Below are 18955 nucleotides of genomic sequence, written 5' to 3'. Positions count from 1 at the left end.
GTGTCACCGCAGGTAGAAGATCGCCTTCGAGCTCTTCAGCCCGTCCGCGTGCGTCCAGGCGACGTAGGTGCCCGGCAGGGCCGCCGCCCGCTTCACCGTGCAGTCGGCGCCGGAGCGGTGCCGATCCCACCGGATCGTCCGGACGTACGGCACACCGCGCTTGAGCATCTGGATGTCCGTGCCGTCTCCGCTGACGCAGTCGGCCGTGGACCACACCCTGTCGTCGCCGGAGACGATGCGCGTCTCCAGCATCCGCGGGCCCACGTCGACCGTGCAGTCCACCCGGCCGGTGCTCACCACGGTCAGCAGGAACGTCGGTTCGGCGGTGCCCGCGTAGGTCTGCTGGCCCCCGCGCAGGCTGAGCACGAGGTCCTTGGGGTCGCAGGGATCGCCCGGACGGAGCGGCGCCGCCGCCTTCGCCTCCTTGGCGTCCTTGGAATTCTTGGCGTCCTTGCCGCCCTTCGCCTCCTTCGACGCCCCGGACGGCGAGGCGGTGGGCGAAGCGGAGTTCCCGGCGCTTCCCGAGGCCGACGGCGAGGCGAGAGGGGACGGGAGCGAGACGACAAGCGTGTCGGGACCGGGCGTGGCGTTCTTGGCCGCTCCGGTGGTCCCCTGCCTTCCCGAAGCGCTCGTGCACGCCCAGGCCACGACCGCCACCACGACGAGAACGCCGGTGAGCACCGCCATACGACGGCGCCAGTAGACGTCCGTCCCCTCGATGCCGATGTCGCTACGGAACGTGTCCGGATCCATACGCTCAGTATGGTGAGTCGTTGGGCGCGAGGGGGAACGGCTCGCCGACGGTGGTGGCACCGGACCGCCGGTAAGGTCGGCGAGTGGCCATCTCACTGCGCGAGCCCATCCTCGACTGGTATGCCGAACACAACCGGGACCTGCCGTGGCGGCGTCCGGAGGCGACCCCCTGGGGCATCCTCGTCAGCGAGATCATGCTGCAGCAGACCCCCGTCGTCAGGGTGCTGCCGGTCTGGACCGAGTGGATGGAGCGCTGGCCCACCCCCGAGGCGCTCGCGGCGGTGGCCCCCGGCGAGGCCGTACGCCACTGGGGCCGGCTCGGATACCCGCGCAGGGCGCTGAACCTGCACGCGTGCGCCAGAGCCATCACAGCGGACCACAGGGGCCGGGTGCCCTCCTCGTACGACGAGTTGAGGACGCTGCCCGGCATCGGCGACTACACGGCCGCCGCGGTGGCGAGCTTCGCGTACGGGCACAGCCACGCGATCCTGGACACGAACGTCCGGCGGGTGCTCGGCCGTGCCGTACGCGGCGAGGAGTACCCGCCGAAGGCCACCACGTCGGGCGAGCGCAGGCTCGCCGAGTCGCTGCTCCCCGCCGTCGGCGCCCCGCGCTGGGGCGTCGCGGTGATGGAACTCGGCGCGCTGGTCTGCACGGCGCGCGCTCCCCGCTGCGATGACTGCCCGATCATGTCGCAGTGCGCCTGGCGCCTCGCCGGGCGGCCCGCCCATGACGGCCCCGTACGGCGCGGCCAGACCTACGCGGGCACCGACCGGCAGTGCAGGGGGCGGCTCCTGGCCGTTCTGCGCGACGCGCACGGCCCGGTGCCCAAAGAGGCGCTGGACGTGGTCTGGGCGGACCACGTCCAGCGTGAGCGGGCTCTGGACGGCCTCCTGGACGACGGGCTGGCCGAGGTCCTCACGGACGGGACCTACCGGCTGCCCGGGTGATCAGGCGGCGAGCTTGAGCCCGAGAGCGGTCAGGTTGCTGCGGGTCCAGTCGAGCTCGTCGGCCAGCCGCGCGACGAGCGCCGCCGGGCCCTTCGACTTCGGCGAGTTCCAGTCGTGCACCTCGACCTCGACGTGGGCGCTGCCGCTCACCGCCCCGGACAGGATCGCGTTCAGTGTGCCCTCGATCACCGGCTGAGTGCTGGGGATCTCGTGGCCGTGATTGTGCACGTGGCCGAGCTTCACCACGGGCGCGCCCGTCTGCGCGAGGCCGCGCAGGGCGTCGCCGGTCGCCTCGTCGCCGGAGGACAGGTGGCAGGCGTCCAGGCACACACCGAGGTGCTCGGAGTCGATGCCGCCGACCCGGCGCAGGGCCTGCTCGGTGGTCTCCAGAACGCAGCCGGGCCACGGCTCGAAGCCGACCCGGATCGTCTTGCCCGTCACGCTGTAGAGGCCGCGCAGCTCGCGCGAGAGCCGCTCCAGCCGCCGCGAGGCGATCGAGTGCAGATCGGCGGGCCAGTCACGGCGCCACCCGATCGGGATCGTGGAGATGCTGCCGAACCTGACGTCATCCGGAAGCAGGAACGAGAGGATCTTGGCCAGCGCCATGGTGTACCGGTATCGCTCGGGCTTCGCCCAGTCCGGCCCGGGAACCTCCTGGTGGCGTCCACCGGTGCCGTTGAGGCTCACCACCTCGAGGCCGCGCTCCTCGAGCGACCTGCGCAGCCGTACCAGCTCGATGCGGTCGGCGACCAGGTGGTCGGCGACCGCGGGGGCGAGCCACAGGCACACGCCGAGCCGGGCCACGCCCAGCTTCCTACGCACCGGCACCGCGTAGCGGGTGAGGTGCGCGATCAGGTTCTCCAGGTCCTCGGCGGGATGCACTCCCGTGTTGTAGGCCAGATGAACGAGCGTCCCGTCGTCGTGCAACAGGCGCATCAGGTCCCTCCAAGGCTTGTCCGCTTTCCCGACCCCATTGGTCCACACGGTCTGTCCTGACCGCATGGGACGGGAGTCCCCTCCCTGCCGGGAATCCGGCCCGGGCCACCGAGCTTGCCCCGGTGCCTCCGGTTACCGCGTCCGTCCCGCAGCTGATTTCTCGGTACGCCGCAGGGGTGATTTCGGGCCCGTCGGGTCTCCGGCGGGCGCTCTACGCAGTGTAGTACTACATCGAGTGGTGGCATAGCCCGGTATCACAGAAAACAAGAACCCCGCGTGAGGGCTTTCTCACGCGGGGTTCCCGTCAGCACATCCGGGTGCTGGATCGGCTCAGTGCTGGATCGGCTCCACGATCGAGGCCGCGGAGTCCGGCACCTCGGGGCTCTTGGCCGCGCCGACGAAGGTGAACTTCGCCGCGTCGCCCTCGCCCTCGACGTCGATCTTGACGATCTGGCCCGGACGCAGCTCGCCGTACAGGATCTTCTCGGAGAGAACGTCCTCCAGCTCGCGCTGGATCGTACGGCGCAGCGGACGGGCGCCCATCACCGGGTCGTAACCGCGGTCGGCGAGCAGCTGCTTGGCCGTGGCGCTGAGCTCCAGGCCCATGTCGCGGTCCTTGAGCCGCTCGTCCACCTGGGCGAGCATCAGGTCGACGATCTGGATGATCTCCTTCGGCGTGAGCTGGTGGAAGACCACGATGTCGTCGACGCGGTTCAGGAACTCGGGCCGGAAGTGCTGCTTGAGCTCCTCCTGGACCTTGGACTTCATCCGGTCGTAGTTGCTCTCGACGTCGTTGGACTTCGCGAAGCCCACCCCGATGCCCTTGGAGATGTCCCGGGTGCCGAGGTTGGTCGTCATGATGATGACGGTGTTCTTGAAGTCCACCACGCGGCCCTGGGCGTCGGTCAGGCGACCGTCCTCCAGGATCTGCAGCAGCGAGTTGAAGATGTCCGGGTGGGCCTTCTCGATCTCGTCGAAGAGGACCACGGAGAACGGCTTGCGCCGCACCTTCTCGGTGAGCTGGCCGCCCTCCTCGTACCCGACGTAGCCGGGCGGGGAGCCGAACAGCCGCGAGACGGTGTGCTTCTCCATGAACTCGGACATGTCGAGCATGATCAGCGCGTCCTCGTCCCCGAACAGGAACTCGGCCAGCGCCTTGGACAGCTCGGTCTTACCGACACCGGACGGGCCGGCGAAGATGAACGAACCACCCGGACGGCGCGGGTCCTTCAGACCGGCGCGCGTGCGGCGGATGGACCGGGACAGACCCTTGATCGCGTCGTCCTGGCCGATGATCCGCTTGTGGAGCTCGTCCTCCATGCGGAGCAGTCGCTGCGACTCCTCCTCGGTCAGCTTGAAGACCGGGATGCCGGTGGCGGTCGCGAGCACCTCGGCGATGAGCTCCTCGGTGACCTCGGCCACGACGTCCATGTCGCCGGCCTTCCACTCCTTCTCCCGGCGCTCGCGCTTGAGCTGGAGCTGCTTCTCCTGGTCGCGCAGTGCCGCGGCCTTCTCGAAGTCCTGCGCGTCGATCGCGGACTCCTTCTCGCGCCGCACGTTGGCGATCTTCTCGTCGTACTCGCGCAGGTCCGGCGGAGCGGTCATCCGGCGGATGCGCATCCGCGAACCGGCCTCGTCGATGAGGTCGATCGCCTTGTCCGGCAGGAACCGGTCGCTGATGTACCGGTCGGCGAGCTGGGCCGCGGCCACGAGCGCGCCGTCGGTGATGGACACCCGGTGGTGCGCCTCGTAGCGGTCCCGCAGACCCTTGAGGATCTCGATGGTGTGGCTGAGGCTGGGCTCGGCCACCTGGATCGGCTGGAAGCGCCGCTCCAGGGCGGCGTCCTTCTCCAGGTGCTTGCGGTACTCGTCCAGCGTGGTGGCGCCGATGGTCTGCAGCTCACCACGGGCCAGCATCGGCTTGAGGATGCTGGCGGCGTCGATCGCGCCCTCGGCCGCGCCCGCACCGACCAGCGTGTGCAGCTCGTCGATGAACAGGATGATGTCGCCGCGGGTGCGGATCTCCTTGAGCACCTTCTTCAGGCGCTCCTCGAAGTCGCCGCGGTAACGCGAACCCGCGACCAGCGCGCCCAGGTCCAGCGTGTAGAGCTGCTTGTCCTTGAGCGTCTCGGGAACCTCGCCCTTGACGATCTTCTGGGACAGGCCCTCGACGACGGCGGTCTTGCCGACGCCGGGCTCACCCACGAGAACCGGGTTGTTCTTGGTCCTCCGGGAGAGGACCTGCATGACCCGCTCGATCTCCTTCTCACGGCCGATGACCGGGTCGAGCTTGCCCTCACGGGCGGCCTGGGTGAGGTTGCGGCCAAACTGGTCCAGCACAAGGGAGGTGGACGGCGCCGCCTCCTGCGGGCCCCCGGCCGCCGCGGGCTCCTTGCCCTGGTAGCCGTGGAGCAACTGGATGACCTGCTGCCGCACCCGGTTGAGGTCGGCCCCCAGCTTCACCAGCACCTGGGCCGCCACGCCCTCGCCCTCACGGATGAGGCCGAGCAGGATGTGCTCGGTGCCGATGTAGTTGTGGCCGAGTTGCAGGGCCTCGCGGAGCGACAGCTCAAGGACCTTCTTGGCGCGCGGGGTGAAGGGAATGTGCCCCGAAGGCGCCGACTGTCCCTGGCCGATGATCTCCTCGACCTGCTGGCGCACACCTTCAAGACTGATGCCCAGGCTCTCCAGAGCCTTGGCGGCAACGCCTTCTCCCTCATGGATCAAGCCAAGAAGAATGTGCTCAGTACCGATGTAGTTGTGGTTGAGCATCCGGGCCTCTTCCTGGGCCAGGACGACAACCCGCCGCGCACGGTCGGTGAACCTCTCGAACATCTCGTCGCTCCTCACAGAGCGGTCAGGCGGACCCGGGATGTCCGGCCCGTCCTTCCGCATGGTAGCCCCGACCCGGCAACCGTTCCTATCAGAGAGGACGTTCCCCGAGAGCAGGGCGTTCACCCTTCATCCAACTACCTGCCGGGGGTGAGGTGTTCCCGATACGCCGCAAGCGAACGAGGTTTAGGGAAGTGCAAACAGAATCGTGCGGCCCCACCGAAGGTCGTAACATCCGACGACCGGTTTGACCGCACGATCAAAAGCACCCTTAGTGGGCGGCGTCGTACGCCTCCACGATCGAGGCGGCAATGCGACCACGCTCGCTGACCGGGTGCCCGTGTGCCTTCGCCCAGGCACGGATCTCGGCGCTCTTCTCGCGGGTCATCGCCCGCTGAGCACCACCGGCGGCACCACGACGACGTCCACGCGCCGGAGCGGCTTCCGCGTGCCGCGCACCGCCGACGAAAGGCGACAGTGCCTCGCGCAGCTTCTTTGCGTTCCCATCGCTGAGATCAATCTCATAAGACTTGCCATCAAGCGCGAAGGTGACCGTCTCATTGGCCTCGCCGCCATCGAGATCGTCGATGAGAATCACCTGCGTATGCTTGGCCATGCGGCAATCCTTTCGGAGCATTGTTTGATTCGTCAGCCAAACATATACCCGGTTCGGGCGGCTGACAATTCAACTTTCAGCTCATCCTCAGGAACTCGTGTTGTCCTTGTCACGTCGTTCCGTTGCGGTCCGAAGGCCGGCCGCCTCGGAACGGACCAACTTAACCACGCCGTAGACGACCGCACCGCCGACAACTACGACGGGTATCAAGGCGGACAATACCTCTGTCATTCGTCCTCGCTCGTGCCGGGGGTGTCTTTCTCGGCACCCAGGATTTTCGGAGCCCGGGCGTGGCGCACCGCATGTCGCCCTCGCGGAGTCCCTGACCTGACGATAGCCCCACGTGACACCCGGTGTGCCTCCGGGGGCGGCCGGTGGCGGTGGGGCGATTCCATGTCTCTCCAGCCGCCTTACCGGATGCATAGAAATCGTACCCATGAATGACAAGTGGGGCGGTCCGCGACGGAGCCGCCCCACTGTTTTGACCGGACGCCGGTCAAGTTGTTCTTCCCGCGATCAACGCGGCGCCTTCACCACCACGGTTCCGGCGACCTTGTCGTGCAGGCCCTGCTGCAGGGGCTTGTCGACGAGGATGAACACGCCCGTCGCCAAGGCGAAAAGACTGGCCAGGAGACCGACGAGCGGAATGCCGTAGAGCACGAAGACGCCGGGATACACGGCCGAGCGCCGCATCACGACGGAGGAATCCAGCGGTCCGCCGCCCAGAGCGACCAGCTGGATCTTCATGATCTTCTTTCCGATGGTCTGGCCATCCTTGGAGTGCAGGACGTAATCGTAGGCCGCGTACGCACCATAGGCGATCAGGGACGCGATGAAGCCGGTAAGAAAGCTGCCGCTCGCCACGCCGAGGGCGATGCTCAGAATCAGGTACACGACCCCGAAGATGACGCTGTCGATGATTCGCGCGACCAGACGCTCCCACCATTCGGCGAGCGGGGCCGGAACACCCGGCGGAAGGGGGGCGCCCTGCGGAGCCCCATAACCGCCCGGGGGCGGATAGGCGCCCGGCGGCGGGGGCGGCGGAGCCGAGCCATAGGGGTTCTGGCCGGGGGGCGGTTCCGCGGTCATTGGGTCACCTCTCACGTGTGGAGGACATGCGTTCCCCAACCATCGCACGGATGATCCCGACTGTTACCGCTTTTCTTCCCCAATAGGGACACAGTTCCAATCCCGCTCGCGCCCATGAAAACGGGACCGATGGCTCGTTCCATCGGCCCCGTTTGTCCAGTGCTACCTCGCCCGACCTATTTGATCTTGACGACGGTGGTACCCGCGGCCTTGTCGTGCAGCGCCTGCCACAACGGCCGGTCCCAGAGCAGCCAGAGCACGTTCAGCAGCGAGAAGAGGCTGAGCAGCAGGCCCACGATGGGAATCCCACCGAGGATCTGCGGCCCGAACGAGACTCCGGCCCGCTTTCCTGCGACATCCGTCGCGAGGCCGCCCGTCGGGAGGGAATCGCCGACGGGGACGACCTTGATGCCCATGACGATCTTGCCGACCGTCTGCCCGCGTTGCTTGAGCATCATGAACTCGTACGCGGTCATGATCAGGCCGGCGATGGCCGAGGTGAGCAGACTGGCGAGGAGCACGCCGCCGCCAGCCGTGAAGGCGCCCGTCTCCGGGTTGAAGCTGGCCTCGGTGACCATGATCATGGTGAGCACCGTCGAGACGATGGCGTAGGGGATACCGACGATCACGACGTCGATGAGACGGGCCACCAGTCGCTGCCACCACTCGGCGAGCGGGGCGGGCGCGCCGGGCGGGACCGCCGCCGCCTGCCCGCCGTACGGCTGGGCGTAGCCCTGCTGGCCGTATTGCTGCTGCCCGTAGCCCTGCTGGCCGTAGCCCTGCTGGCCGTAGTCGGCCTGCTGACCGTAGCCGGGCTGTTGGGCGTACCCCTGCTGGGGCTGCTGGCCGTAGCCGGCCTGCTGGCCGTACTGCTGCTCCTGGCCGTAGCCGGGCTGGGCCTGCTGGCCATAACCGGGCTGGGCCTGCTGGCCATAACCGGGCTGCTGCTGGCCGTACCCCTGAGGCTGGCCGAAGGCGCCCGTACCGGGCTGCTGGCCATATCCCTGCTGGGGCTGCTGCCCGTAGTCCTGCTGGCCGTACTGCTGCTGCCCGTAGCCCTGCTGCGGCTGCTGCGGCTGCTGGGCCTGCTGGCCGTACCCCTGCTGCCCGTACGGCTGCTGAGGCTGCTGCTGGGCCGACTGGCCATAACCGGGCTGCTGCTGGCCGTACCCTTGAGGCTGGCCGAAGGCCCCGGTCCCGGGCTGCTGCTGGCCGTACTGCTGCTGCCCGTAGCCCTGCTGGGGCTGCTGGCCGTAGCCGGGCTGCTGCTGGCCGTAGACGTGCTGGTCGTGCTGCTGGCCGTATCCATAGGCCTGCTGGGGGCCCGTCGACTGCGACGGGTTGCGGTAACTGACGACCGTGACATCAGGGTCGTACTGCTGGGCTGGATTGCTCGTACCCTGCTCACGGTCCGAAGGCGGCGGTGGGGTGCCGTCCGGAGCGTCCTGGGGGTACGGCGGCTGTCCGGAGCTCACCGTTTCACCTCGTTTCGGGTTCGCATGCGGCGATCGTCATGCGCATGCCGATATGGCCAAAGTAGCGACAGGCGTATCAACAGTCACCTTTCCGGCCGGTCACCACCATGGTCAGACTCGGGGTTGGAGATGCAGCAGCATTCGGGTGTTGCCGAGCGTATTGGGCTTGACGTGCTCGAGATCGAGGAACTCCGCGACGCCTTCGTCGTAGGAGGCGAGCAGCTCGGCGTACACCTCCGGAGAGACAGGGGTCCCGTGAATGGGCACGAATCCGTGCCTTCCGAAGAACGTGACCTCGAAGGTCAGACAGAAGACCCGGCGCACGCCCAGCTCGCTGGCCGCGTCGATGAGCGCGCCGACGATCCGGTGGCCGACGCCCATCCCCCGGGCCGCGGGGTCGACGGCGACCGTGCGGATCTCCGCCAGATCCTCCCAGAGCACGTGCAGCGCCCCGCAGCCGACGACCGTCCCGTCGGCCTCCGCCACCCAGAACTCCTGGACGTCCTCGTACAGGGTGACGGTGGTCTTCTTCAGCAACCGCGGCCCGACGCCGGAGTACGCGTCGACGAGGCGGCGGATGGCGCGGACGTCGAGGGTCCTCGCCCGGCGCACGATCACGACCCGGGACGCGCGCTCACCGCTCTCGGCTTCCGAGGGCCGGCCCGCAACCTGCTCCATGGATCGCCAGCCTAGTCGCCGCCCGGCCCGTGCGGGCGCGCCGCGAGGGCTCGTACGCGAGCGCGGAGGAGAACACGGATTAACGGTCATGCCGAAACCCGAGCAACCCTCGGATCAGCTCACCGTGCGTATCCGTTCGAGCACGTTCCGCGCCTCCTCGGCTTACGTTCCGGGAATATCCAATTTTGCGACCTCTCGATCCTGCGCTGACCTGCTACGGAGACGGCCGGGCAACAGGTAAACGCAGGGTAATGGACGTCCCGGCCCACTATCACATGTGACCGGACCGTGATCATTCAGTTGTGAAAGCTAGACGGAATCACGAGTTCTGGTTGAGCAGGAACCCGGCGTGCACTAGTGTCCAGCGACGATGCCGGTCATCGCGAAAGGCGCGAACGACCGGACCGCCGAGTCCCCGAGGCGCCCGTGCCGAAGGGAGCCGGGGAACCAACTGTGGAGATCCGGGGTCAAACCCAGGTCATCAAGGGGTGAATCCGAAAGGTAGGGCTACTCCGGCCCGAACCCGTCAGCTAACCCGGTAGGCGGCCAAAGTGTCGGCAGTTGCCGCCATCGCCCTCGGGCGTTCGCGCGGTGCGGGGATCCGCCTGCCGGGCACGCGTAGGAGAGGAGCTTTGTTGCGCATCTCTGGAGGACGATCCGCGGGCAGGCACGCTCGCGGGCGACGGCGCCGCGCCCGGTCATCGACCGGCGGCCCGATCCGCAGGTTCGCATTCTTCGGTGTCGCTCTCATCGCGATGACCTTCGGCGCCCCCGTCATGGCCGCGACCGCCGAACCGCAGCCCAGCCTCAAGGAGCTGACCGCCGAGGTCGAGCGCCTCTACACCGAGATCGAGACCCTCACCGAGGATTACAACGGTGCCCGGGTCAGGCTCAAGGAGGCCCAGCGGTCGGCCGATCTCGCGAAGAAGACCCTCGCCACGAGCGAGACCGAGCTGGAGACCCGGCGCAGGACGGCGAGCCTCCTCGCGCAGAACTCCTACATGACCGGCGGCTTCGGCTCCGCCTTCGCGCTGCTGAGCGCGGACGACCCGGATTCGTACCTCGACCAGGCGTCCACGACCTACGCCCTCCAGATGCAGCAGGGCGAGGAGGTCGCCCAGGTGGCCAAGGCGATGGAGGCGGCCGAGCGGGCCAGGACCAGCGCGAAGGCCCGGCAGAAGGAAGTGAAGGACCTGCTCTCCGGCCTCGACGAGCAGCGCGACAAGATCCGCAAGCTGGTCAAGAAGTCCGAGAGCAACCTGTACAGCAAGGTCGCGGGGAGCGTCACCAGGGGAAGCGCCGCCCGGCGGCTGGCCTTCCCGATCATCGGTGACGGCAAGGCGGCCGAGGCCGCGCGCTGGGCCCTCACCCAGCAGCTCAAGCCCTATGTCTGGGGTGCCGACGGCCCGACCTCGTTTGACTGCTCGGGGCTCGTCATGGCGGCCTACCAGAGGGTCGGGATCAGCCTGCCCCATTACACCGGCTCACAGTGGTCGGCCGGCACGCACATCGCGCGCGAAGACATGCGCCCCGGCGACCTGGTCTTCTTCTACAACGACCTGCACCACGTGGGCATCTACATCGGCGGCGGTTACATGGTCCACGCGCCCCGTACGGGCGACGTCGTCCGGATCGCCTCGCTGGCCAACCGGCCCTTCGCGGGAGCCGTACGGATCGCGGACTAGCTTTCCGCGCTCCCCGGCCGGGCGTCGCCTCAGATCGGCCCAGATCGGCTCAGATCGGCCTCAGATCAGGCGGCGCCTGGCCGCCCACGCGACCGCCTCGATGGCGGTCGCGACCCCGATCCTGTCGCAGATGACCCGCAGCCGACGCCGTACGGTGCGACCGCTCACATCGAGGCGGCGGCCCACCTTGTCGACGGTGCCGCCCTTGGCCAGCTCGGCCAGCAACCTCAGATCGTCATCGCTGAGACCGGCGCGGTCGCATTCCGACACGGGGCTCTCGCCCCGGGAAACCACATCGGAAAGCGGCATCGTCAGCCCTCCCCCACCAGGATGATTTATCGGTCCGCCCTGGGAAGGTAAACACTTTGTTCAAAAATCGTCAAGTTCGGACCCTGATTGGTCATTGACAGTCTGTACGGCAAAGCGGGGCATCCGTGAGGTTTAGGTCCTCGCCTTTATCCCGAATTTCGCGGCAAGCATGGAAAACGCCATGCGCCTCTCGGACCGAAAGTCGGGACTCAAAGGGCCGCGTCGTACGCGGCACGGGCCGCCTCCACCTCGCCGATGTGAACCTCCGCCCATTCCTTGACGGCGTACATCAGCGGCATGAGGGTCCATCCGAGCGGGGTGAGGTCGTAGTCGACCCGGACGGGCACGGCCGCGGTCACCCTGCGGGACACCAGCCCGTCGCGTTCCAGCGTGCGCAGCGTCTGGGTGAGCATCTTCTGGCTCACCCCGGTGACGCTCTTCGCGAGGTCGGTGTAGCGGCGGGGACCGTCGGCCAACGCGTTCAGCGTCAGGTTCACCCACTTGTCGCTGAGCCGATCGAGGAGCTGCCGGGAAGGGCCGCTCATCGCGTACGCACCAGAGTCCATCATCTGAGACTGATGTGTCGCCATCCGCACTCCACTACGGGCATTTCATACTTTCAGGGGGTTTCTTACCAGAAGAGAGTAGCTTTTCAAAGGTTCGCAACCCGCCCAGGGGTCAGGCGTGCGGCCGTACCAGCGGGAACAGGATCGTCTCGCGGATGCTCCTCCCGGTGAACGCCATGATCATACGGTCGATCCCGACGCCCACCCCGCCCGTCGGCGGCATGGCGTACTCGAGGGCGCGCAGGAAGTCCTCGTCGAGCCGCATGGCCTCGGGATCGCCGCGCGCGGCGAGGACGGACTGCTCGGTGAGGCGGCGGCGCTGCTCGATCGGATCGACGAGCTCCGAGTAGGCCGTGCCCAACTCGGTGCCGAACCCGATGAGGTCCCACTTCTCCGTCAGCTGCGGGTTGTCCCGGTGCCGGCGGGTGAGCGGCGACGTCTCCAGCGGGTAGTCCATGACGAACGTCGGCTGGATCAGCGTGCGCTCCACCAGCGCCTCGAAGATCTCCTGGACGAGCTTGCCCTGCCCCCATCCGGAATCCCAGTTGATCTGCCGCTGATCCGCATATTTCCGGACCTGTTGGAGAGGCGTCTCCGTGGTGACCTCCTCGCCGAGTGCGGCCGACACCGAGCCGTACAGCGTGATCCGCGGCCACTCGGCCAGGCCCAGGTCGATCTCCTCGTGCCCGTGGACCACCACCGTCGTGCCCAGGGCGGCCACGACCGCCTGCTGGTACATCCGCTGGGTCAGATCCGCCATGTCGTTGTAGTCGAGATACGTCCCGTACGCCTCGAGCATGGTGAACTCGGGGTTGTGCGTGGCGTCCGCGCCCTCGTTGCGGAAGTTCCGGTTGATCTCGAAGACCTTCTCCAGGCCGCCGACCACGAGCCGCTTGAGATAGAGCTCGATCGCGATGCGCAGGTAGAGGTCCATGTCGTAGGCGTTGATGTGCGTACGGAACGGCCGGGCCGCCGCGCCGCCGTGGATCGGCTGCAACATCGGCGTCTCGACTTCGAGGTAGCCCTCGTCGTGCCAGAAGTCGCGGACGGCGCGCACCGTGGCGCTGCGGACCCGCGCCATCCGCCTGGCCTCGTCGTTGACGATCAGATCGACGTAGCGGAACCTCACCCGCGACTCCGGGTCGGTGAGGCCGGCGTGCTTCTCGGGCAGCGGGCGGAGGCACTTGGAGGTGATCTGCCAGCGTTCCGCCATGACGGACAGCTCGCCCCTGCGCGAGGTGACGACCTCACCCTCGATCCCGACGTGGTCGCCGAGATCGACGTCGCGCTTCCAGGCGGCCAGCGACTCCTCGCCGAGCCGGTCGAGCGACAGCATGATCTGCAGGTCGCCGGAGCCGTCCCTGATCGTGGCGAAGCACAGCTTGCCGCTGTTCCGTGACAGCATCACCCGGCCCACGACGCCCACCCGGTCACCGGTCACGGCGCCCGGCCCGAGACCCGCGTACCTCTCCCGGACCTCCGCGACGGTCGCGGTGCGCGGGAAACTCACCGGATAGGGGTCGACGCCCTCGGCCCGGAGCCGGTCGAGCTTGTCCCGCCGGACCCGCATCTGCTCGGGCAGCCCGTGGAGGTCGTCGCTCACAATGAAAAGGCTAGCGACCGCGTCCCGCCCCATCCGGTACGGCTACGCCATGCGAAAACACATGCGCGTAAAGTAACGAATCCTCTAAAGTGTGGCGGGTGATACGAATGTCGATCGATGTGGACGACGAGCTACTCGCCGACGTCATGCGCCAACTGCCTGAGATGTCCACCGAAGAGGTCATCGATCACGCCCTGCGGCGCCTGATCTATCCCAGCCTCGTCCGTCAGCCGGTGTTCCGCGCGTAGATCAGCCGCAGGCCGATCAGCGTGAGCCACGGCTCGTGCACGTCGATCGTGCGCGCCTCACTGACGACGAGCGGGGCACCGGTGCCGGTGGCGACGACGGTGACCTCCTCCCGGTCGTCGGCGAGCTCCGCCGCCATCCGCTCCACGATGCCGTCGACCAGCCCGGCGAAGCCGTACACGATGCCGGACTGGAGCGCCTCGACCGCGTTCTTGGCGATGACGGACCGGGGCCGGATCAGCTCGACCTTGTGCAGCTGGGCTCCCGCCGACGCGAGGGCGTCCACGGAGATCTCCACACCGGGCGCGGTCACCGCGCCGATGTACTCTCCGCGGGCGGACACCGCGTCGAACGACGTCGCGGTGCCGAAGTCGACGATCACGCACGGCCCGCCGTACAGGGTGGTGGCGGCGAGCGCGTTGACGATGCGGTCGCTGCCGACCTCCTTGGGGTTGTCCATCCGGACCGGCACGCCGGTGCGCACGCCCGGCTCGACGACCACGGCGGTGACGTCCCCGTAGTAGCGGCGGGACATGTCGCGCATCTCGTTCAGCACCGACGGCACGGTCGAGCAGATGGCGATGCCGCTGATGTCGGCGTCCTTGAGCAGGGGCGACTGGCCGAGGAGTCCCTGAAGGATCACGGCGATCTCGTCCGCGGTGCGCCGGGGGTCGGTGGCGATCCGCCAGTGCTCGATGACCTCTTCACCCTCGAACAGGCCAAGCACCGTGTGGGTGTTGCTGACATCGATGGTGAGCAGCATGCCCTGATTATGCACTCTGTCGATCAATCCCTCATCATGGCCACGGTCAGAGGCCGCCGGCCCGGTCCGCCTCGCGGAGGTCCAGGGCGATGTCCAACGCGGGCGCGGAGTGGGTCAGGCCACCCACGGCGAGGTAGTCCACACCGGTCTCCGCCACCGCGGCGGCGGTGTCCAGGGTCAGCCCGCCGCTGGACTCCAGCCGGGCCCGGCCGTCCACCAGGCGTACGGCCTCGGCCAGCCGCTCGACCGTGAAGTTGTCGAGGAGGATCTCCTCGGCCCCCTCGGCCAGCACGGGCTCGATCTGGTCGATCCGGTCCACCTCGACCTCGATGGGCAGGTCGGGGTGCGCCTGCCGTACGGCGCGGAACGCTTCGGCGACCCCGCCCGCGGCCACGACGTGGTTGTCCTTGATCAGCGCGGCGTCGTGCAGGCCCATGCGGTGGTTGACCCCGCCGCCGCAGCGCACGGCGTACTTCTCCAGGGCGCGCAGCCCGGGGAGCGTCTTGCGGCTGTCGCGGATCCGCGCCTTCGTCCCGGCGACGGCGTCCACCCACCGCCGGGTCAGGGTGGCGACGCCGGAGAGGTGGGTGAGGAAGTTGAGGGCGGTGCGTTCGAGTGTGAGCAGGTCCGTCGTCAGGCCGCGCACGGTCATGAGGACGTCGCCGCGGGCGACCCTGTCGCCGTCCTTGGCGCGCCGCTCGACGGCGACCATCCCGGGCGCCTGGCGGAACACCGCCTCGGCGACGGCCAGGCCCGCCACGACGCCGTCGGCGCGCGCGACCACGTCGGCGACGGCCGTCTGGTCGGCGGGGATGGTGGCGGAGGAGGTGACGTCCCGCAGTCCGGCGAGGTCCTCGTCGAGCGCCTCGGTCACCAGTGCGAGGAGGCGCGGCGGGTCGATGCCGAGCCCGGCGAGCTCGGCGGACAGCTCTTCCGGGAGCTCCGTCGGCCGGTGCCCCGGCCGCTCCTCGTGGGCCGCGTGCTCCATGAGCAGTCCTTCCTCTTCCAGGGTGATGTCGATGTGCAGCCGCCAGTTCCGGTCGTCGCGGGCGGGATGGTCCTCACGCCAGTGCGATCCCCGGGTCTCCAGCCGCTCGGCGGCCGCGCCGGTCAGGGCGCACGCGACGGTCAGCAGGTTCGTGGCCTCCCAGGACTCCGTGCACGGCTCCACCGCGATCGGGGTCCACATGGCGCCCGACAGCGCCCGCGACACGTCGATCAGGCTCTGCCGGCTGCGCAGCACGCCGGCGCCGCGGCTCATGTGGTTCTGGATCCTGGGCCGGGTACGCGGGTCGACCAGCCCCACCGGCCGTCCGTCGTCGACCGGCTCGCCGGGCTCGCCCTGTTCCGCCCGGGACGACACCAGATCGGCCGCGATCCGCTCGGCGAAGACCAGCCCTTCGAGGAGGGAGTTGGACGCGAGGCGGTTGGCCCCGTGGACGCCGGTGCACGCGACCTCTCCGCAGGCGTACAGGCCGGGGACGCTGGTACGGCCGCGCAGGTCGGTGCGGACGCCGCCGCTCGCGTAGTGGGCCGCGGGTGCGACCGGGATCGGCTCGGTGACCGGGTCGATGCCGTGCTCGCGGCAGACGGCCAGGATCGTCGGGAACCGCGCCCGCCACTTCTCCTCGCCGAAGTGCCGGGCGTCCAGGTGGACGTGGTCGGCGCCGGTCTCCCGCATCTTCCCGGTGATGGCCTTGGCCACGACGTCCCGCGGCGCGAGGTCGGCGAGCTCGTGCACGCCGCGCATGAAACGCTCGCCGGCCGCGTCGATCAGCACGGCCCCCTCACCGCGTACGGCCTCGGAGACCAGCGGCTGCTGGCCGGTCGAGTCCTCGCCGAGCCACAGGACCGTGGGGTGGAACTGGACGAACTCGATGTCCCTGACGACGGCCCCGGCGCGCAGCGCGAGGGCGACGCCGTCGCCGGTGGACACGACCGGGTTGGTGGTGGAGGCGTAGACCTGGCCCATGCCGCCGCTCGCCAGGACGACGGCGCTCGCCCGCGCGGCGCCGACGCCGTCCCGCGCTCCCTCGCCCATGACGTGCAGCGTCACGCCGCAGGCCCGGCCGTCGCCGTCCCTGAGCAGGTCGAGCGCGAGTGCGTGCTCGATGACCTCGATGCGGGGTTCCGCCACGGCGGCCGCGACGAGGGCGCGCTGGACCTCGGCGCCGGTGGCGTCACCTCCCGCGTGGACGATGCGGTTGCGGCGGTGGCCGCCCTCGCGGGTGAGCTGGAGCTCGCCGCCCGCGTCACGGTCGAAGCGGGCGCCGTGGTCCATCAGCCGTCGCAGCGCGTCCGGCCCCTCGGTGACGAGGACGCGTACGGCCTCCTCGTCGCACAGGCCGACACCGGCGATGAGCGTGTCCCTGAGGTGCTCCCCGGGGGTGTCCTCGGGGTCGAGCACGGCCGCGATGCCGCCCTGGGCCCAGCGGGTGGACCCGGCCGACAGGGTGTCCTTGGTGACGACCAGCACCTTCCCCTGGGGGGAGAGCTCTGTGTAGCGGAGCGCCACGGTCAGCCCGGCGATGCCGGAGCCGATCACGACGACGTCGGCGTGGGCCGTCCAGCCGGGGGCGGGCGCCGTGAGCCTTCTCGGAATCGCCACCATCGGGGGTTCCCCTTTCGTCAAGATGACGATAACGGCCCCAAGGATACGCGGCCCCACGGACCCCCCACAAAACCCCCGGAGGGGATGATCTACCAGATCATGGGAGTTGTACGGCGATGTTGTCGATCAACCGGGTGTTCCCCACCTTGGCCGCCACGGCCAGGATCGCGTCGCCGTGGTGCTCCTCGCCCACGGAGGCGAACGTGGCCGGGTCCACCAGAGCCAGGTAGTCCAGCAGCAGCGGCGGGGACAACCGCGCCGCTTCGTCCAGTACGGCTCTCGCCGCGTCCAACACCCGGGCCGGGGTCGTCTGGGCGGCGCCGGCGCGCAACGCCCTGGACAGGTGGAGCGCGGTGCCCCGGTCGGCGTGCGAGAGGTAGCGGTTGCGGCTGGACAGGGCCAGCCCGTCCGCTTCCCGGACCGTCGGCGCGCCGACGATCGAGACGGGCACGTTGAGGTCGCGCGCCATGCGGCGGATGAGCGCGAGCTGCTGCGCGTCCTTCTGCCCGAAGATCGCCACATCGGGCTGGACCAGGTTGAACAGCTTCAGCACGACGGTCAGCATGCCGTCGAAGTGGCCGGGGCGGAACGCGCCCTCGACCGTGGCGCCCATCGCCCCGGCGGACACCCCCACCTGGTGGCCTTCGGGGTACATCTCCTCGACCGACGGCGCGAAGACGACCCGGACGCCCTCTTCCGCGCACACCTCGAGGTCGGCGTCGAGCGTACGCGGATAGCGCGAGAAGTCCTCGGCCGGGCCGAACTGCAGGGGGTTGACGAAGATGCTCACCGCCACGTGCTCGGCGTGCTCGTGGGCCAGCCTGATCAACGAGCGGTGCCCGGGGTGCAGGGCCCCCATCGTGGGGACCAGCGCGAGCCTGCCGGGGCCGATCGCTTCCCTCGCCTTGGCGAGCTCGGTGCGGTCACCCGCGACGATCACGTCCATATGTTCCCTCCCAGCGCGTCCAGGAGGCGCTCCGCGGTCTCGGGCTTGAGCAGCCCGGCGGCGAGCGCCCGGTCCGCGGTGAGCCTAGCGAGGGCGACGTAGGCGTCCGCCGCTTCGGGTGCCGCGAGGATCAAGGCGTCCACGTGTTTGCGCACGGTGCCGGCGTCGCCGCGGACGACAGGACCGGTCAACCCGGAGATGCCGAGGCGCAGCACGTTGTCCAGCGCGGCCCCGAGCAGCGGGCCCAGCATCCGGCCGGGCTGCTCGACGCCGATCTTGCTCAGCAGCTCCTGCGACTCGGCGATCAGGGTGACCATGTGGTTGGCGGCCCCGGCGATGGCGGCGTGGTAGAGCGCGCGGTCCTGGTCGGCGATCCAGACCGGCTCCGCCCCCATCTCGATGACGAGCGCCTCGGCGACCGGGCGCAGCATCACCGGGGCGGTCACGCCGAACGACGCGCCGGTGAGCCGGGACAGGTCGTCCTCCCTGCCGGTGAACGTCATGACCGGGTGCAGCGCCAGAGGCAGCGCCCCGGCCTCCGCCGCCGGTTCGAGCACGGCGAGGCCGTACGCGCCGCTGGCGTGGACCAGGAGCTTGCCGCGCAGGTCGGCCCCGGTCGCGGCCAGGCCGGAGACCAGGCCGGGCAGCACGTCGTCCGGCACGGTGAGCAGCACCAGGTCGGACTTCCCGATCACGTCTTCCGGCCGGCTCAGCTCGACGCCGAGCCGCTCGATCGCCCGCCGCCTGGACGAGTCGGAGACCCCGCTGGCGGCCACCACCCTGTGGCCGGCCTGGGCGAGCGCCGCTCCGAGAACCGAGCCGACGCGACCCGCGCCGAGCACCCCCACGGCTAGCCGCGCGGGGCGGTCACCTGTATCCATGACGCCTCCCTTCGGC

17 protein-coding genes and 1 riboswitch are annotated in these 18955 nt (G+C 69.2%); of the genes, 3 read left to right on the top strand and 14 right to left on the bottom strand.

All coding sequences use genetic code 11. The features are described 5' to 3' along the window. Positions 1 to 3: 3 nt before the first annotated feature. Positions 4 to 753 carry a hypothetical protein gene (locus tag AB0I59_RS39585; RefSeq protein ID WP_061261381.1) on the bottom strand — a complete coding sequence of 250 codons (750 nt, stop codon included), beginning with the start codon at positions 751 to 753 and terminating at the stop codon, positions 4 to 6. 83 nt (positions 754 to 836) lie between these two features. On the opposite strand from AB0I59_RS39585, the gene AB0I59_RS39580 reads away from it, so the two are divergent. Next, positions 837 to 1703 (top strand): HhH-GPD family protein, encoded by an 867-nt coding sequence (locus AB0I59_RS39580; protein ID WP_061261382.1) that lies wholly within the window; start codon positions 837 to 839, stop codon positions 1701 to 1703. Here AB0I59_RS39580 and AB0I59_RS39575 read toward each other — a convergent pair whose 3' ends face one another. From AB0I59_RS39575 to AB0I59_RS39550, 6 genes are all read right to left on the bottom strand, one after another. Beyond that, positions 1704 to 2639 (bottom strand): sugar phosphate isomerase/epimerase family protein, encoded by a 936-nt coding sequence (locus AB0I59_RS39575; protein WP_061261383.1) that lies wholly within the window; start codon positions 2637 to 2639, stop codon positions 1704 to 1706. Positions 2640 to 2969: 330 nt separating this feature from the next. Then, positions 2970 to 5474, bottom strand: a complete 2505-nt coding sequence (locus AB0I59_RS39570) for an ATP-dependent Clp protease ATP-binding subunit (protein WP_061261384.1) — start codon at positions 5472 to 5474, stop codon at positions 2970 to 2972. A 268-nt stretch (positions 5475 to 5742) separates the two neighbouring features. After that, complete coding sequence (locus tag AB0I59_RS39565; RefSeq protein ID WP_061261385.1) at positions 5743 to 6087, bottom strand: histone-like nucleoid-structuring protein Lsr2; 345 nt, start codon at positions 6085 to 6087, stop codon at positions 5743 to 5745. A 516-nt stretch (positions 6088 to 6603) separates the two neighbouring features. Then, on the bottom strand, positions 6604 to 7176 hold the full coding sequence (locus AB0I59_RS39560) for an RDD family protein (protein WP_061261386.1): 573 nt from the start codon (positions 7174 to 7176) through the stop codon (positions 6604 to 6606). A 176-nt stretch (positions 7177 to 7352) separates the two neighbouring features. After that, positions 7353 to 8651 (bottom strand): RDD family protein, encoded by a 1299-nt coding sequence (locus AB0I59_RS39555; protein WP_358141679.1) that lies wholly within the window; start codon positions 8649 to 8651, stop codon positions 7353 to 7355. A gap of 111 nt (positions 8652 to 8762) precedes the next feature. Continuing rightward, a complete protein-coding gene (locus tag AB0I59_RS39550) occupies positions 8763 to 9329 on the bottom strand; it encodes an amino-acid N-acetyltransferase (RefSeq protein WP_358141676.1) in 567 nt (188 codons plus the stop codon). A 395-nt stretch (positions 9330 to 9724) separates the two neighbouring features. Then, positions 9725 to 9890: riboswitch (cyclic di-AMP (ydaO/yuaA leader) on the top strand. A gap of 194 nt (positions 9891 to 10084) precedes the next feature. On the opposite strand from AB0I59_RS39550, the gene AB0I59_RS39545 reads away from it, so the two are divergent. After that, positions 10085 to 11014 (top strand): C40 family peptidase, encoded by a 930-nt coding sequence (locus AB0I59_RS39545; protein ID WP_082777642.1) that lies wholly within the window; start codon positions 10085 to 10087, stop codon positions 11012 to 11014. A 60-nt stretch (positions 11015 to 11074) separates the two neighbouring features. Here AB0I59_RS39545 and AB0I59_RS39540 read toward each other — a convergent pair whose 3' ends face one another. From AB0I59_RS39540 to lysX, 3 genes are all read right to left on the bottom strand, one after another. Then, on the bottom strand, positions 11075 to 11323 hold the full coding sequence (locus AB0I59_RS39540; protein ID WP_228644495.1) for a helix-turn-helix domain-containing protein: 249 nt from the start codon (positions 11321 to 11323) through the stop codon (positions 11075 to 11077). A gap of 209 nt (positions 11324 to 11532) precedes the next feature. Further along, positions 11533 to 11868 (bottom strand): winged helix-turn-helix transcriptional regulator, encoded by a 336-nt coding sequence (locus AB0I59_RS39535; RefSeq protein WP_358141671.1) that lies wholly within the window; start codon positions 11866 to 11868, stop codon positions 11533 to 11535. A 133-nt stretch (positions 11869 to 12001) separates the two neighbouring features. Then, complete coding sequence (lysX, locus tag AB0I59_RS39530) at positions 12002 to 13525, bottom strand: bifunctional lysylphosphatidylglycerol synthetase/lysine--tRNA ligase LysX (RefSeq protein WP_358141668.1); 1524 nt, start codon at positions 13523 to 13525, stop codon at positions 12002 to 12004. Positions 13526 to 13599: 74 nt separating this feature from the next. On the opposite strand from lysX, the gene AB0I59_RS39525 reads away from it, so the two are divergent. Then, positions 13600 to 13740 carry a type II toxin-antitoxin system VapB family antitoxin gene (locus tag AB0I59_RS39525; RefSeq protein ID WP_169808745.1) on the top strand — a complete coding sequence of 47 codons (141 nt, stop codon included), beginning with the start codon at positions 13600 to 13602 and terminating at the stop codon, positions 13738 to 13740. Here the strand turns inward: AB0I59_RS39525 and AB0I59_RS39520 are convergent. The 4 genes from AB0I59_RS39520 to AB0I59_RS39505 form a co-directional block, all read right to left on the bottom strand. After that, positions 13719 to 14501, bottom strand: a complete 783-nt coding sequence (locus AB0I59_RS39520) for a type III pantothenate kinase (protein WP_061261391.1) — start codon at positions 14499 to 14501, stop codon at positions 13719 to 13721. The genes AB0I59_RS39525 and AB0I59_RS39520 overlap by 22 nt on opposite strands. Positions 14502 to 14547: 46 nt before the next feature. Further along, positions 14548 to 17112 (bottom strand): L-aspartate oxidase, encoded by a 2565-nt coding sequence (locus AB0I59_RS39515; RefSeq protein ID WP_358141663.1) that lies wholly within the window; start codon positions 17110 to 17112, stop codon positions 14548 to 14550. A gap of 97 nt (positions 17113 to 17209) precedes the next feature. After that, entirely contained in the window at positions 17210 to 18058 is an 849-nt protein-coding gene (gene panC, locus AB0I59_RS39510; RefSeq protein ID WP_061261393.1) for a pantoate--beta-alanine ligase, read from the bottom strand. Next, positions 18049 to 18939, bottom strand: a complete 891-nt coding sequence (locus AB0I59_RS39505; protein WP_061261394.1) for a Rossmann-like and DUF2520 domain-containing protein — start codon at positions 18937 to 18939, stop codon at positions 18049 to 18051. Before AB0I59_RS39505 ends, panC begins: the two co-directional genes overlap by 10 nt. Between the last annotated feature and the right edge of the window lie 16 nt (positions 18940 to 18955).

The organism is Microtetraspora glauca (genome assembly GCF_040656155.1).
Taxonomy (GTDB): domain Bacteria; phylum Actinomycetota; class Actinomycetes; order Streptosporangiales; family Streptosporangiaceae; genus Microtetraspora; species Microtetraspora glauca.
Note: the sequence above shows the minus strand (reverse complement) of the source record. Positions and strands in the feature narration are given on the sequence as shown.